This is a genomic window from Nocardia sp. NPDC057440, from assembly GCF_042802915.1.
Classification (GTDB): domain Bacteria; phylum Actinomycetota; class Actinomycetes; order Mycobacteriales; family Mycobacteriaceae; genus Nocardia.
The window spans coordinates 417,632-432,250 of the sequence record NZ_JBHVDF010000004.1; the positions used below are offsets into that span (position 1 = coordinate 417,632).

The window sequence follows — 14,619 nt, forward strand, 5'->3', positions numbered from 1 at the left end:
CGTGTACGCGAGCGGTGTCGGTGGCCGGGGACAAGCAGTTCGTGTCGGTAGGCTCGCAGAAGTTGATCATTCGTCGATCGGAGGCTGCGGTGCGAAAGTTCCTGCTGGTGCTCGTTCTCGGCGCGACACTCGTCGCGTGCGGCACGAACGACTCCGACTCGGAGACGAAGGGAACTCCCTCGGCGCGGCCGACCTCGCACCCGGCGCATGACGCGCTCGCGGTGACCGATTCGAACAACGACCAGGAGCGGACGCTGCGGATCGGTCAGCAGCTCGTCGTGTCGCTGCCCGCGAATCCGTCCACCGGCTACACGTGGGGGCTGGGTGAGCTCGAGCGGAATGTGCTCCGGCAAGACGGCGAGCCGGACTATCTCCCCGCCTCGAATGTGCCGGTCGCGCCCGGGTCCGGCGGTACCGCGGTGTGGACCTTCGTCGGAAACAGCGTGGGGGTCGCGCATTTGACGCTCGACTACACACGACCGTGGGAGCAGGGCATCGACCCGGCGCAGAAGTTCTCGTTGACGATCAAGGTGGAGTGATGACGGGTTCCCCGGAATGTGGTGCCGATGTCCGGGACGGCAGCGAAACAGACACCGGTGCAGCAGGATTCCATTTCCGGCATGCGGAGCTCGCACAGGGCTACGGTGGCGCGGGAGATCCGGACGATCCGGCCATGGTGCAGGCGATGCAGATGGTGTTGCACATTCCGAAGGCCGATCCACCGCGCCGCAGCGCGCTGCTCGAGGCGGCCGCCGCGGCGAGCGTCGCGCTGTGTCTGGACGAGCGGGTCGGGCCCGGTGGGGAGTGGGAGCAGCCCTACCTCGGGTGGAAGCGATCGCGGATCCGGAAGGTGGCCCGCCGTGCCCGGGGCGCGCAGTGGCTGGCGGCCGACGAGGTGCCCGGGGTGACAGTCGATGTCGACGGCGCTCAGGCGCGAGCGCTGGTGCCGGGACCGGTGGGTGCGGTGGATCCACGGATCAAGCGCCTGCAGATCGGCGGCACCGATCTCGAGCACGACGATCCTGGTCCCGCCGATCCCGGACTGCCTACGCTGTGGGTGAATTCGGAGCTCGGCATGACTCTTGGCAAGGCCGCCGCACAGGTGGGGCATGCCAGCATGCTGCTTGCGGGCGCGTTGCCCGAGGAGCAGGCCTATCGATGGTCGCGATGCGGATTCCGGTGCGCGGTAAGGGAAGCGGACAAGGATCGGTGGGCGGCGCTGGTCGACCAGGTGCGACTCGGCACCGCGGTCGCTGTACGCGATGCTGGATTCACCGAGGTCGCGCCGGGTTCTCTGACGATTATCGCGGTACCGGGATCGAAGTGAACTGTCCCGGGGCCTGGACGGTATATCCCTCCGAAAGGGTTGACGTCGTCCGCAGCCGGGACGACAGTGGGATGGCTCGGTGTCCAGGTGAGCGCCGGGACCGGGTTTGCTCGCCGCTTGCTTTGATGCGGAACGCCACCGATTTCGGGGCACTACCGATCTCGCTTCTCGGCACAATGGGGTTCGCAGCGCGCATATCTGGGTACTGAGACGGAACAGGACCGCCCGCACGTAACTCGCCGGAGGACCGCATGATGACAACGCTGTTGGTGATTCTCGCCGTATGGGTAGTCTGCTCGATTCCGCTAGCACTGATCTTCGCTCGGCTGTTCCGCTCGACGAAGTCCACGCCGCTCGATCCGTCGAAGGCCGCCGCCCGGCCGGTGGACGAACTCTCGGCCGTGCGTCGTCGCAAGATCGCCAGGTCGGCGATTACGCCATGGGTCGGTCGTACGAGCGCGGCACATTTGGTCCAAGATGGAGCCCGTGCCGCAACCGGATCCCGATCTGCTCATTGATTTCACCGACGTGACCATCCGACGCTCGGGTCACACCCTCGTCGGTCCGGTCACCTGGCAGGTCGAGCTAGACGAACGCTGGGTCGTGCTCGGCCCCAACGGTGCCGGCAAGACCTCCCTGCTGCGGATGGCCGCCGCCGAAGTACATCCGACCTCGGGGATTGCCCACTTGCTCGGTGAAGTGATCGGCAAGACCAACGTCAGCGAACTACGCCCGCGGATCGGCCTGTCCTCGGCCGCGGTGGCCAGCCGCATTCCGCGCGACGAAAAGGTCAGCGATCTGGTGGTGTCCGCGGGCTATGCCGTGCTGGGGCGCTGGCGAGAGCGCTACGACGACCTGGACACCGACCGGGCCATCGATATGCTGGAAAGCCTCGGCGCCGAACACCTTTCCGATCGCACCTACGGCACCCTCTCCGAAGGCGAACGCAAGCGGGTCCTCATCGCCCGCGCGTTGATGACCGACCCGGAACTGCTGCTGCTGGACGAGCCCGCCGCCGGACTCGATCTCGGCGGCCGCGAGGAACTGGTGGAACGCCTCGGCGACTTGGCCGCGGACCCGGACGCGCCCGCCATGGTGCTCGTTACCCACCACGTCGAGGAGATCCCGCCCGGCTTCACCCACGGCTTGCTGCTCAACGAGGGCGCGGTGGTCGCGCAGGGCCTGCTACCGGAGGTGTTGACCGCCGACAATCTGAGTGCGGCCTTCAGTCAGTCCATCGCCCTCGATCGAGTCGACGGTCGCTACTTCGCCCGCCGCTCGCGCCGCTTGGGGCGGCATCGCTCGCGGCAGTAGGCCGCGCAGTTTCGCAGCTTCGGACCGCCGATTTCGCCGCGTGGGCTGTTCGGTGGCTCGCGAACACTGCGGCGTCGAGCCCGGACTGCTCGGCGCGAACGGCATTCGACCCGCCTGGGAACATGTCCTTCGAATAGTGACCGGTGCCGAGTGCGAGCTGCGCTCGCCCGGCGATCGGCGGCGAGCCGCCGCGCTCGATGCGCTGACCCGGATGGGCAGGCGACCCAGCACCAAGCAGGCGCTAGGGTGCAAGGGTGAGTGAGACAAACGCGCAGGCTGACTCTCAGCCGCAGGTGCCGTCGCCCAAAGACGCGTCGACGGTCATGGTGGTGCGAGACGGTGCCGCGGGACCAGAGGTGTTCCTGCAGCGCCGGGTGGGCGCGATGGCGTTTGCCGCAGGGATGACGGTTTTCCCCGGCGGTGGCGTCGACCCCTCGGACGGGACCGCGGATATCGAGTGGGCCGGCCCGGAACCCGCATGGTGGGCCGCGAAATTCGGTACCACGCAGGCGCGTGCCAAAGCGCTGGTGGCCGGCGCGGTGCGCGAGACATTCGAAGAATGCGGAGTGCTGCTCGCGGGGCCGACCGCGGACAGCGTCGTCTCGGACACGGCAGGCTACCGCGATGCCAGAGGGCGGCTGGAACGCCGTGACGTGTCGCTCGCCGCCTTCCTCTCCGAGGAAAAACTCGTGCTGCGCGCGGATCTGCTGCGGCCGTGGGCGAATTGGATCACCCCGGTGATCGAGCCACGCCGCTACGACACCAGGTTCTTCGTTGCCGTGCTGCCCGAGGGGCAACTGGCCGACGGAGCCACCTCCGAGGCCGAGGAGGTGCAGTGGCGTACGCCTGCCGAAGCGCTGGATCGCTGGCGGTCGGGCACCGACATTCTGCTGCCGCCCACCTGGGCGCAGCTCGTCGCGCTGAGCGAGTTCGCTTCCACCGCGGACATTCTCGCCGCCGAGGTGGTCATCGACCCGATCATGCCGGTGCTGTCGGCGGTCGAAGGACGTCAGGTGCTGACCTTCCCCGACAATCAGCGCTACTTCGCCGACCTCCCGGATCAGAGTCGGCTCAAGGGATCCGTGCGCAAGTGAGGAAACCGGCGGCTACCCGGTAGCGTGGCGTTCCATGGCCGAATTCGTGACCTTGGATCTGCCCGAGGGTGATGCCGCGCGTGGCGTGGCCGTGCTCCGGATCGCCCGCCCGCCGATGAACCAGTTCACCGTACAGCTGGCGCGGGAAGTGGCCGCGGCAGCCGAAACGGTCGCCGCGGACACCCGCGTCGCGGCGCTGGTCGTCTACGGCGACGAGCGGGTGTTTTCGGCGGGCGACGATCTCGCCGAACTGGCCGGGCTCGACCCCGATCAGGCCGCCGCCATGGCAGCCGATCTGCAGACCGCGCTCGGTTGCCTGGCCAAGATCGGGCAACCGACGGTCGCCGCGATCAGCGGCTACGGCCTCGGCAGTGGGCTGGAGCTGGCGCTTGGCGCCGACCGGCGCATCATCGGTGACAACGTCAAGCTCGGGTTGCCGCAGATCCAGGCCGGTTTGATTCCGCTCGCGGGCATCCGCAGGCTGTCGCTGTTGATCGGCCCCGGCCCCGCGAAGGACCTCGTCTACACCGGCCGCTTCGTCGAAGCGGAAGAGGCGCTCGCGCTCGGCCTCGTCGACGAGGTGGTCGCCCCCGATGACGTATACACCGCCGCGCTGCGCTGGGCCGAGCAATTCATCGGCGGCCCGGCTCGCGCGCTGTCGGCCGCCAAGGCAGTCTTCGAGGCGGGTCCGCACGGCCTCGACCGCGCGCGGACGGAGTGGGCCGATCTGTTCACCACGGAGGACCGGGAAATTGGAACGCGTTCCTACCTGGCCGACGGTCCGGGGTCCGCGGCGTTCGTCGGCCGCTAATCCGGCGGATCCCCAGCTCCGTCAGCGCAACACTCGGCTGCGGTTGCACGCGGGTACGTCGCTGAGCGCTCCCGAAACCGGAGCGGGTTCTCGACAGTGGGACCCGCACCGCGAATTAGGCGGCACTTACTACTCCGCTGACGACTGGCACCGGCGGGTTAGATAGGCTTGCCGACCATGACGGTACGTTCCGACGACCCCGCGCCGAACCCGCATGCCACCGAGGCCGAGGTCGAAGCAGCGCTCAAGGATACAAAGCTCGCCCAGGTCCTGTACCACGACTGGGAAGCCGAGACCTATGACGACAAATGGTCGATTTCCTATGACGAGCGCTGTATCGAATACGCCCGCGGGCGATTCGACGCCGCCGTGGGTGCCGCCCCGCTGCCCTACGAGCGGGCGCTGGAACTCGGCTGCGGCACCGGCTTCTTCCTGCTGAACCTGATGCAGGGCGGCGTCGCGAAGTCCGGTTCGGTCACCGACCTTTCGCCGGGCATGGTGAAGGTCGCGCTGCGCAATGCGCAGAACCTCGGGCTCGACGTCGACGGTCGCGTTGCCGACGCCGAGACCATCCCGTACGACGACGACACCTTCGACCTGGTCTGCGGGCACGCGGTGTTGCACCACATCCCGGATGTGGAGCTGGCGTTGAAGGAATGCCTGCGGGTGCTCAAGCCGGGCGGACGTTTCGTCTTCGCCGGCGAGCCGACCACGGCGGGCAACTTCTACGCACGCTGGCTGGGCCGGATCACCTGGAAGGCCACCACCTCGGTCACCAAGCTGCCCGCGCTGGCGGGCTGGCGGCGGCCGCAGACGGAGCTGGACGAGTCCTCGCGTGCCGCGGCGCTGGAAGCGGTCGTCGATCTGCACACCTTCGACCCGCGCGAGCTGGAAGCCATGGCGTCCTCGGCGGGCGCGGTCGAGGTGAAGGCGACCACCGAGGAGTTCGCCGCCGCACTGTGGGGCTGGCCGGTGCGCACCTTCGAGGCCGCGGTGCCCGAGGAGAAGCTCACCATGGGTTACCGCCTGGCGATGTACAAGGCGTGGCTGGGGCTGAGCTGGGTGGACGAGAACGTCATGCGCCGTGTGGTGCCGCGCCAGTTCTTCTACAACGCGATGATCACCGGCGTGAAGCCCGGCGCTTCCGCGAAGTAGTGGGGTACAGCTTCGGCACCGAGGATGTCACCTTCCTCGGCAGTGCGGCGGGTATCGCCGCGCTGGCCGAGGTGGACGGGCTGGAGCTGACCACCACGACGCACCTGCGCGATCTCGAGCGGGTGCGCCGTGCACACGGCGACCGCGCCGCCGCCCTTGTCGAGACCGTGCGGCTGCGCCGAAGAGCCGCCACGAAGCTCTCCGATGCCGGGGCCTGGCTGTTCACCGATGACGCGCTGCAGCAGGCCACTCCGACCCTGGTGGCCCGGCACCGCGCCGCGCGGCTGGCCGATCGGGCCGTGCACGACGTGACCTGCTCCATCGGCGCGGAACTCGCCGAGCTGGCTCGTGCCTGCCCGTCGGTCATCGGCAGCGATCTGGACGATGTTCGCCTCTCGATGGCCGCGCACAATCTGGCAGCCGCGCGAAACGTGGTGCTGGCCAAGGCGGATGCCCTGGTGTCCTGCAGTGTCGGCACGGTCGTTATCGCCGACCCCGCCCGGCGGGCCGATGGCCGCCGCACTCACGATCCGGCGAAACTGCAACCACCCCTGCCCGACCTGCTTGCTGCCTACCCAGGGCGCGATCTCGCCGTGAAATGTGCGCCCGGACTGGATTTCGATCGACTCGACTGGCCGGGCGAGGTCGAAGTGGTGTCATTGGACGGAGCCGTGCGTGAGGCCTGCCTGTGGTCGCCGGGGCTGGCCGAGACCGGCACCCGCCGGGCGACGGTCCTGAACTCCAACGGCGAATCCTGGACGCTCACCGACGCCGAGCCCGACCAGATTCCCGAACAGGATCCGGGGGAGTGGATCATCGACCCGGACGGGGCCGTCGTGCGTGCCGGCCTGGTGCGCCACTACGCGGCGAAACACGGTCTGTGGCAATTGGACCCGCGCATCGCCTACCTCACCGGCGACCAGGCGCCCGATGGTGTGCGCGGCTTCCGGATCATCGATCGGCTGGAATACCGGGAGAAGAGCCTGCGCACCGAGCTGCGCAAGCGCGAATGCGGGCCGCTGGAGATTCTGGTGCGCGGTGTCGATGTCGATCCCGATCAGCTGCGCCGTCGGCTGAAACTGTCGGGCTCCCAGCCTTATACGTTGGTCATCACGCGAATCGGGCGCACCGCGGCCGTTTTCCTCTGTATCCCGCAAGCTCCCGTCTAGCGTAGCCGGATCGGTCATCGAAACTCGATGACCGGGCACTCGGCCGGACGGGCGCGGCAATCAGAGCTGACTACCGGTCGGGCTTGAAAACGAAGAGCTCGCCGATTCGAGTGGCCAGGACGATTTCGCCATCGGCGCCGATGGAGGTGCCGGTGGTGCTGCCCTTGGCGTCGGGCATGACATCGGAATCGACGGTGGCGCCGGTTTTGGTGTCGAAGGTGATCAGGTTCAGGCCCTCGCCGATGGAGGCAGCCGTGTAGCCGGTGCTGCCCGCGGTCTGCACAGGCGTGCCGCGGAGGGCGAGATCCTTACGCTCCCATGCGATCTCGGTGGAGTCACCCTTGTCTCGCATGGCGAGCAGGTAGCCGTCGTCACCGGACGGGATAATGAGGCCGTCGCCGGAGACCGAGATGCCGCCGCGAGGCGTCCACTCCAGGGTGTGGGACCACTTGGTGCGGCCGTCGGCGGTGTCGACCGCGATGAGGCGGTTGCTGTTGTCGCCCACATAGACGGTGCGGCCGTCGGCGGACAGGGTGGGACTGGTCGCGCTGCCATCGATCAACAGGTCAGCGCTCCACTCCTGCTGGATCTTGTTGTTCGCGTAGCGTAGCCCGACCAATGCGGCGGGCTTGCCGGGCTTCCAGAGCGTCAGGAAGAAGCGGCCGGTGTCCGGGTCGACGGCGGAGATGTTCGCGACCGGGCACTGCGGTCCGCCGGTGCGGCAGTCGTCGAGGCCCTGCCCCGCAGCGGGGCGGACCAGGTCCGGATACTCGAGAAAGTCGGGCTCCCCCAGTAGCTGCATGGTGGGGACCACACGCGCACCTGTCTGCCGTGACAGCACGTCGACCTGGCCGGACTGGCTGATCGACAGCACATTGCCGTCGCCGGTGAACTGCACCGAAACCGGAACTCCGGCAACGGGCGTGCGCCAGCGCGGCTGCCCGAGGTAGTTGAACGAATTCACCCCGGCGGGTGCGTTCACGCCGTCGTCGCCGACATAGACATTGGTGGCGCCGTCGACTATCGACGGCGCGGAGATCGCGTTCGGGCCCAGAGCGTTGCAGAAACGTTTACGGCCACTGCGCATCTGGAAGGAGAAGATGGCGCACCCGGCCGAGGCGCGGGTGGTCAGGAACATCTGTCCTTCGGCGCCGATCGTGACGGCCTCCTCGACCGGACCGCCGATAGGACGCGACCAGCTCAGCGATACCTTGCGCGAGCCGGTAACCGGACTCGTGCCGCCGTTGCGACCGTCGTAGTGCGCGGAGGGCCAGCCTTTGCCCGGGCCGACGGTGATGTCGTCGATGTCGGTACCGCAGCCTGCCAATGCCAGCGCGCCGACGATGGCCAACGATCCCACCGCGTGCAGCCGGGACGGTCGCCACCTGGATGGATCCAGTACGCTGCCGCTTCGCACCTGCTGCACTCCTGTCGTCGTTGGCCGCTCGCACGAGACTAAAGCGTGTCGAACCGCAGCGCGATCACGTCCAGGGGAGGGTGTCCACGTGCAGACTCGAGGGCGCTGTCGCCGGCGCACGAGACACTGTAACGGAGGGACATCCGAGGGGTGTGCGCGTCCCGTCAGTGTCGACGCGGGTGGTCGCGGGCCGTATCGCGCAGGCGGATAGGCTCTATCTGTTGCGGCCGGGCCGGACGCGACCCGAAGGACCACGAAGGAGACCGTTCGTGACGAGCATGTGGGGCGCACCGTTGCGCTCGCGGTGGCGCGGATCGCGCCGTCGGGATCCGCTGCAGGCGCGTTTTCTGACCGTAGCTTCGCTGCGCTGGGTGCTCGCCAACCGGGCATACACGCCTTGGTATCTGGTGCGCTACTACCGGCTGTTCAAGTTCAAGGCGGCCAACCCGCACATCGTGCTGCGCGGCATGGTCTTCCTCGGCCGTGGGGTGGAGATCCACGCGACACCGGAGCTTGCCCGGATGGAGATCGGTCGCTGGGTGCACATCGGCGACGGCAACGCCATTCGCTGCCACGAGGGTTCGCTGCGCATCGGCGACAAGGTGGTGTTCGGCAAGGACAACGTCGTCAACACCTACCTCGACATCGAGATCGGTGAGTCGACGCTGGTCGCGGACTGGTGCTACATCTGCGACTTCGACCACCGCATGGACGACATCAACATGCCGATCAAGGATCAGGGCATCGTGAAGAGCCCGGTGCGCATCGGCCCGGACACCTGGATCGCCGCGAAGGTGACCGTGCTGCGCGAGACGCGCGTCGGCCGCGGTTGTGTGCTCGGTGCGCACGCGGTGGTCAAGGGTGAGATCCCGGACTACAGCATCGCCGTCGGGGCCCCGGCCAAGGTCGTCAAGAACCGCAAGGAGACGTGGGAGGCGGGCGCTGAGGAGCGCGCGAAATACGTTGCCGCGTTGGAAGATATCGCGCGCAAGAAGAACGGCGTCACGCAGTCGGCGTAGCCGTGCCGCCGGCGGCGCTCGACCCGCTGGCCGGGCGGACCGATGTCTGTCGGGCGCGATCGGTACGGTCGGCGCTATGAACAGGTACGCGGCGCTGTTGCGCGGGATCATGCCGACCAACCCGAACATGAAGAACGAGAAGCTGCGCGCGGTCTTCGAGGGTCTCGGGTTCGAGAAGGTCGCGACGCTGCTGTCGAGCGGCAATGTGGTGTTCCACAGCACCGACACCGACATACCGGAGTTGGAAGCGCGCATTCAGGATGCGTTGAACAGCGAGCTCGGCATTCCGGGCGGCACGATCATTCGCAGCTACGAAGAACTGCGGGATCTGCTCGATACCGATCCGTTCCCCGGCCTGACGCACGGTCGCGAAACCTATCTGACCGCGACCTTCCTCAAGCAGCCGCCGCCGAAGATCACCGAGGAGCTGCAGAAGCGCGGCGAGCCCGGCGTCCGCATTGTCGGCTACGACGAGAAGGCCCGTGTCGTCCTCTCGGTCATCGACAACACCGAGCCGCGTACCCCGGACTACATGGCCTGGATGGAGAAGACCTACAGCAAGGAGATCACCACGCGCACGTGGCTCACCATCCAGAAGGTCGTGAAGAAGCTGGAGGCCTAGTCGCGGCGATCAGACGGGCTGGTTCGGATCGCGTTCGGGGAGTGGGCGTTCCACGATCGTCGGACGGCCCATCGGATTGCGGACGCGGCGTTTCGCGGACTGGTAGACCTGGATCGTCTCGGCGGCGACGACGTCCCAGGCGAAGTCGGCGGTGAGCCGTTCGCGGGCGGCGTAGGCGCGATCCTGGGCCGCCGCGGGGTCGTCGAGCACGGCACGGACCGCGTCGACGAGGCCGTCCACGTCGGCGGGTTCGAAAGACGCGCCCGTGACACCGTCGACGACGAGTTCGCCGAGACCGCCCGCGGTGGAGGTGACCAGCGGGATACCCGCCGCGGCCGCCTCCAGCGCGACGATGCCGAACGGTTCGTAGCGGCTCGGCAGCACGATCGCGTCGGCGCCGTGCAGCCAGCCGAGCAGCTCGTCGTGGCCGAGCTGTCCGGCGAAAGTCACCGCGCGCGCCACCCGGTGCACCCGGGCCCGCTCGCGCAACCACTCGAACTGGGTGCCGGCACCGGCGACGGTCAGCGTGGTGCCGGGGTGCGCGCGCCGGATCCTCGGCAGCGCCGCGATCGCGTCTTGCACGCCCTTCTCGTACTCCAGCCGCCCCACATACAACAGCCGCGGCGGGCCGGTGCGCGGTGCGCGCGGACGGAAGGTCCATGCGCCGACGTCGATGCCGTTGCGGATCACCCGCAGTGGAATTCGCTCGGGCCCGTAGAGCCGTTCCACCTCGTTCTGCATCGAGGCCGAACAGGTGATGAGCGCGTCGGATTCGTTGGCGAGCCACCACTCGACCGAGTGGACCTGCTTGTTGACCCGGCCCGATACCCAGCCGCTGTGCCTGCCCGCCTCGGTCGCGTGCAGGGTCGAGACCAGAGGCACGTCGTAATACTCGGCGAGGGCGATCGCGGGATGGGCGACCAGCCAATCGTGCGCGTGCACGACGTCGGGGACCCAGCCGTCACCGATGCCCGGCTTGTCGAGCGCGACACCGGCCCGCACCATCGCGTGCCCCATGGCCAGCGTCCAGGCCAGCATGTCGTCGCCGAAGTCGAAACACGGCGGGTCCTCCGCGACCGCGACCACCAGCACGCCATCGGCGATGAAGGAGTGGGTGGGATGGGTCGAGGAGTCGGTGCCGGTGGGGCGGCGCGACAGCACGACGACCTCGTGGCCCGCGGTGGCAAGCTCGATCGCCAGGTGATGCACGTGCCTGCCCAACCCGCCGACCACAACCGGCGGGTACTCCCACGACACCATCAAAATCTTCATGCATGTCCTTCTGAGGCGGAGCCTTGGTCCGCGGCGGGGCCTGGTCCCGGTGCAATTTCCGGCGCGGCAGCGTGATGACCGGACCCCGAGTCGGCAAGTCGCCGTGCGTCCACACCGGGGAAGAATCCGTCAGCCGCACCCCATCCTGCCGCCAATTGCTGTGCTTTGGCGACTTGACCCGCACCGACCGCGGCCGCGATCTCGCGCACGGCATGCGCGTGCCGGTGCGCGCGATCCCTCGCGTAACCCGCCGCGGAGTCCTTGCTGACCATGAAGGCCCAGTCGCTGGACACGGTGAGGATGGCCTCGCGCAGCAGCTGGTCGGCTACCTGGTCGCGCAGTTCGACGCCGCCGTCCGCGGTCCGCATCTTGTCGACCGTGTCGAGGGTGAGCCGCACGATGTCATCGTTGAGTTCCACCAGGTCACGGACCTGGTCACCGGCCCAGACCCGCCAGTCCTTGCCGGAGCCCCACGACGAATCCGCCAGCGGCACCGGCTCGCCGACGAACCCGCGTTCGCGGGCATCGGCGAGGGTGCCGACCTGCACGCCTGCCTCGGGCAATGCGCGCAGCACCTGTTCGAGCCACTGCGGACCCTCGTGCCACCAATGGCCGAACAGTTCGGTATCGAAGGCGGCGACGACCAGGGCGGGACGGCCGATCCGCTCGGATTCGGAGATCAGCCGCTCGCGCACGGTCCGCACGAAATCGTCGACATCGCGGGTGATCGCGGCGGCGGCGAGCTCCGGGTCATACGGCGCCTTGTCCGGGCCCGCCACCGTCTTGCCGGTGACGCGGGAGGGCTTGAGACCCGTCGCGTGGTCATAGTGATGAAAGTCACGGTAGGCGCTGTGCCCCGGGTAGCCGGACTTGGGTGACCACACCCGGTAGCTCACCTGGAGATCGCGCCCGAAGGCCACCACATCGGACTCGCGAACGGGTCGTCCGAGCGAGGTGTCGCCGCGCAGCGCGGGACCGTCGACCATGAAATGCGTCACACCGGCGTCGGCGTATTCGGTCTCCATGCCGGGGGTGTAGCCGCATTCCGGCGCCCAGATCCCGGCCGGGGTGTGGCCCAAGCGCTGCTGTGCGTCGACGAGGCCCTCGGTGAGCTGGAAGGCGCGCAGCCGTGGGTCCAGCAGCGGCTGGAACGGATGCGCGAGCGGACCGCCCAGCAGCTCGATCGCGTCGGCGTCGATGAGGGCCCGCCAGACCGGGGCCGCGCCGTGCCGCCAGCGCTGTTCGAAGTCGGCCAGTGCGGCGGTGGCCAGCCGGTGTTCATGCCTGCCGAGCGCGGTGTTTCCGGCCATCGCGGCCTCGTCGGCACGCAGCTGCCAATTGCCCAGCCAGTGGTGCATGCCGGACAGGCAGTGCGGATCGTCGAGCTGGGCGGCGAGCACCGGGGTGATCCCCAGGCTCAGCAGATGTGAACGTCCTTCGGCGGCCAGGTTTCTCAGTACCTCGGCGACCGGAAGGTAGGACGCGGCCCAGGACTGATAGAGCCATTCCTCGCCGACCGGCCAGCGGCCGTGATGGGCGAGCCAGGGCAGGTGGGAATGCAAGACCAGAGTGAACTGGCCGGGTACGGCCGATCTGCTCAAGGCTTCACCGCGATGGCGACAAGGTCGAGGCTGGCGTCGATGTCGTCGGTGAGCAACGCGAAATCGTCGATGCCGACAGCCGCGACGTCGGCGGTCAGCTCGGCGGGCCAGGGCTCACCGGCGAGCGCGCGTTCGATCTGGGCGTCGATGAACGAGCCGCCGTGTTTGGCGTCCAACGCTTTCAGGCTCGGGCCGTGGTGCACGCCGGTCATCAGCGTGACCTCGAATCCGGCCTCGACCAGCAGTTCGGTCAGCTCCGCGGCATTCAGTTCTCTGGTGTGGAACGGGTTGAGCGGGGTGTCGCGACCCGGTGAGAAGGTGATCCGGTTGGGGGTGCTGATGAGCAGCTCGCCGCCCGGCCGCAGCACCCGAAGGCATTCGCGGATGAACTGGCCCTGGTCCCAAAGATGTTCGATGACTTGGAAATTCACCACCACGTCGACCGCGTCGTCGTCGAGCGGGAGCGCGGCGAGATTGCCCTGAAGCATCTCGACGCGTGGATAGCGGGCGCGCACGTGCGCGACCGCGCTGCTGTCGTAGTCGAGACCGATGACCTTGGTGGCCACGTCGGCGATCATGTTCGCGCCGTAGCCCTCCCCTGATCCGGCCTCGAGCACAGTCTTTCCCGCGCACCGCTCCAGCAGGCGCGCGTAGACGATCTCGTGCCTGCGGAACCAGTAGTTCTCCTCGGCAATGCCGGGTACGGTGCGCTCGCCGGTCAGCGGCAGCGGCTCGAGGTCGCCGGTGGTCGACTCGGGAGTAATGCCCGGTGGGGTGCCCACTGCGGCAGGGATCACAGCCTCGCTCATCCGTCCGACGTTACTGGTACAACCGGCGCACGATATCGCCCGGACCGGTGTTGTGAGAGAGAAGCGGTTAAGTTACCCATGAGTAACTTAACGTAGGGTAGTGTCACGCCCTGAGCTACTCAATGGACGTACGGCCCGCTCGTGCGACCACCACAACGTGCCCCCAGAACAGGAGGTCGACGAAGACCAATGCCGAACATCGTCGTACTCATCAAGCAGGTTCCCGACACTTGGTCCGAGCGCAAGCTGACCGATGGTGACTTCACGCTCGACCGCGAGGCTGCCGACGCCGTCCTCGACGAGATCAACGAGCGCGCCGTCGAAGAAGCGCTGCTGATCAAGGAGGCCCAGGGCGGCGAGGTCACCGTGCTGGCCGCCGGTCCGGACCGTGCCACCGAGGCCATCCGCAAGGCGCTGTCCATGGGCGCCGACAAGGCCATCCACGTCAACGACCCGGCGATCCACGGCTCCGACGCCGTCCAGACCGCCTACGTGCTCGCCGCCGCGCTCGGCCAGGTCGAGGGTGTCGAGCTGGTCATCGCGGGCAATGAGGCCACCGACGGTCGCGCGGGCGCTGTGCCCGCGATCATCGCGGAGTACATCGGCATCCCGCAGCTCACGCACCTGCGCAAGCTGGTCGTCGACGGCGACAAGATCACCGGCGAGCGCGAGACCGACGAGGGTGTCTTCAAGCTGGAGGCCACCCTCCCGGCCATCGTCAGCGTCACCGAGAAGATCAACGAACCGCGCTTCCCCTCCTTCAAGGGCATCATGGCCGCGAAGAAGAAGGAAGTGCAGACCCTCACGCTGGCCGACCTCGGTGTCGACCCGGCGACCGTCGGCGTCGCGAACGCGGGCACCACCGTCACCGCGGCCACCCCGAAGCCGCCGCGCACGGCGGGCGAGAAGATCGCGGACGAGGGCGACGGCGGCAGCAAGATCGCCCAGTACCTCGTCGGTCAGAAGATCATCTGATCCGCCCGCTCGAGACTGCTTAGGAGAGAACACA

Annotated in this window: 14 protein-coding genes; 10 read left to right on the forward strand and 4 right to left on the reverse strand. The window is 68.0% G+C overall.

The genetic code is table 11. The features are described 5' to 3' along the window. Positions 1-89: 89 nt before the first annotated feature. The 7 genes from ACFU4Z_RS10965 (at position 90) to ACFU4Z_RS10995 (ending at position 6,870) form a co-directional block, all read left to right on the forward strand. Positions 90-539: a protease inhibitor I42 family protein gene (locus tag ACFU4Z_RS10965; protein WP_379061428.1), complete on the forward strand. Its 450-nt coding sequence runs from the start codon at positions 90-92 to the stop codon at positions 537-539. Further along, positions 539-1,327, forward strand: coding sequence for a peptidyl-tRNA hydrolase (locus ACFU4Z_RS10970; RefSeq protein WP_379061431.1), 789 nt, complete (start codon positions 539-541; stop codon positions 1,325-1,327). The genes ACFU4Z_RS10965 and ACFU4Z_RS10970 overlap by 1 nt, the downstream gene beginning before the upstream one ends. A gap of 477 nt (positions 1,328-1,804) precedes the next feature. Continuing rightward, positions 1,805-2,641 (forward strand): ABC transporter ATP-binding protein, encoded by an 837-nt coding sequence (locus tag ACFU4Z_RS10975; RefSeq protein ID WP_364902322.1) that lies wholly within the window; start codon positions 1,805-1,807, stop codon positions 2,639-2,641. A 254-nt stretch (positions 2,642-2,895) separates the two neighbouring features. Continuing rightward, positions 2,896-3,735, forward strand: a complete 840-nt coding sequence (locus tag ACFU4Z_RS10980) for an NUDIX hydrolase (RefSeq protein ID WP_379061434.1) — start codon at positions 2,896-2,898, stop codon at positions 3,733-3,735. 34 nt (positions 3,736-3,769) lie between these two features. Continuing rightward, positions 3,770-4,546, forward strand: coding sequence for an enoyl-CoA hydratase-related protein (locus ACFU4Z_RS10985; protein WP_379061436.1), 777 nt, complete (start codon positions 3,770-3,772; stop codon positions 4,544-4,546). Positions 4,547-4,723: 177 nt separating this feature from the next. Further along, entirely contained in the window at positions 4,724-5,701 is a 978-nt protein-coding gene (locus ACFU4Z_RS10990; protein WP_379061438.1) for a class I SAM-dependent methyltransferase, read from the forward strand. After that, positions 5,701-6,870 carry a class I SAM-dependent methyltransferase gene (locus ACFU4Z_RS10995; RefSeq protein ID WP_379061440.1) on the forward strand — a complete coding sequence of 390 codons (1,170 nt, stop codon included), beginning with the start codon at positions 5,701-5,703 and terminating at the stop codon, positions 6,868-6,870. The genes ACFU4Z_RS10990 and ACFU4Z_RS10995 overlap by 1 nt, the downstream gene beginning before the upstream one ends. 70 nt (positions 6,871-6,940) lie before the next feature. Here ACFU4Z_RS10995 and ACFU4Z_RS11000 read toward each other — a convergent pair whose 3' ends face one another. Then, positions 6,941-8,287, reverse strand: coding sequence for a PQQ-binding-like beta-propeller repeat protein (locus tag ACFU4Z_RS11000; protein ID WP_379061443.1), 1,347 nt, complete (start codon positions 8,285-8,287; stop codon positions 6,941-6,943). A gap of 269 nt (positions 8,288-8,556) precedes the next feature. Between ACFU4Z_RS11000 and ACFU4Z_RS11005 the strand changes: the two genes are divergently transcribed. Continuing rightward, on the forward strand, positions 8,557-9,306 hold the full coding sequence (locus tag ACFU4Z_RS11005; protein ID WP_379061445.1) for an acyltransferase: 750 nt from the start codon (positions 8,557-8,559) through the stop codon (positions 9,304-9,306). A 76-nt stretch (positions 9,307-9,382) separates the two neighbouring features. Further along, positions 9,383-9,928, forward strand: a complete 546-nt coding sequence (locus ACFU4Z_RS11010; RefSeq protein ID WP_379061447.1) for a DUF1697 domain-containing protein — start codon at positions 9,383-9,385, stop codon at positions 9,926-9,928. 9 nt (positions 9,929-9,937) lie between these two features. Here the strand turns inward: ACFU4Z_RS11010 and ACFU4Z_RS11015 are convergent, their stop codons facing one another. The 3 genes from ACFU4Z_RS11015 to ACFU4Z_RS11025 are packed head-to-tail and all read right to left on the reverse strand — an operon-like array spanning position 9,938 to position 13,610. Further along, a complete protein-coding gene (locus ACFU4Z_RS11015) occupies positions 9,938-11,200 on the reverse strand; it encodes a glycosyltransferase family 4 protein (RefSeq protein ID WP_379061449.1) in 1,263 nt (420 codons plus the stop codon). Continuing rightward, positions 11,197-12,801: a 1,4-alpha-glucan branching protein domain-containing protein gene (locus ACFU4Z_RS11020; protein WP_379061451.1), complete on the reverse strand. Its 1,605-nt coding sequence runs from the start codon at positions 12,799-12,801 to the stop codon at positions 11,197-11,199. Before ACFU4Z_RS11020 ends, ACFU4Z_RS11015 begins: the two co-directional genes overlap by 4 nt. Then, positions 12,798-13,610: a class I SAM-dependent methyltransferase gene (locus ACFU4Z_RS11025; RefSeq protein ID WP_379061453.1), complete on the reverse strand. Its 813-nt coding sequence runs from the start codon at positions 13,608-13,610 to the stop codon at positions 12,798-12,800. Before ACFU4Z_RS11025 ends, ACFU4Z_RS11020 begins: the two co-directional genes overlap by 4 nt. Before the next feature lie 189 nt (positions 13,611-13,799). Here ACFU4Z_RS11025 and ACFU4Z_RS11030 point away from each other — a divergent pair, with 189 nt between their 5' ends. Then, positions 13,800-14,585, forward strand: a complete 786-nt coding sequence (locus ACFU4Z_RS11030; RefSeq protein ID WP_379061455.1) for an electron transfer flavoprotein subunit beta/FixA family protein — start codon at positions 13,800-13,802, stop codon at positions 14,583-14,585. Positions 14,586-14,619 lie beyond the last annotated feature (34 nt).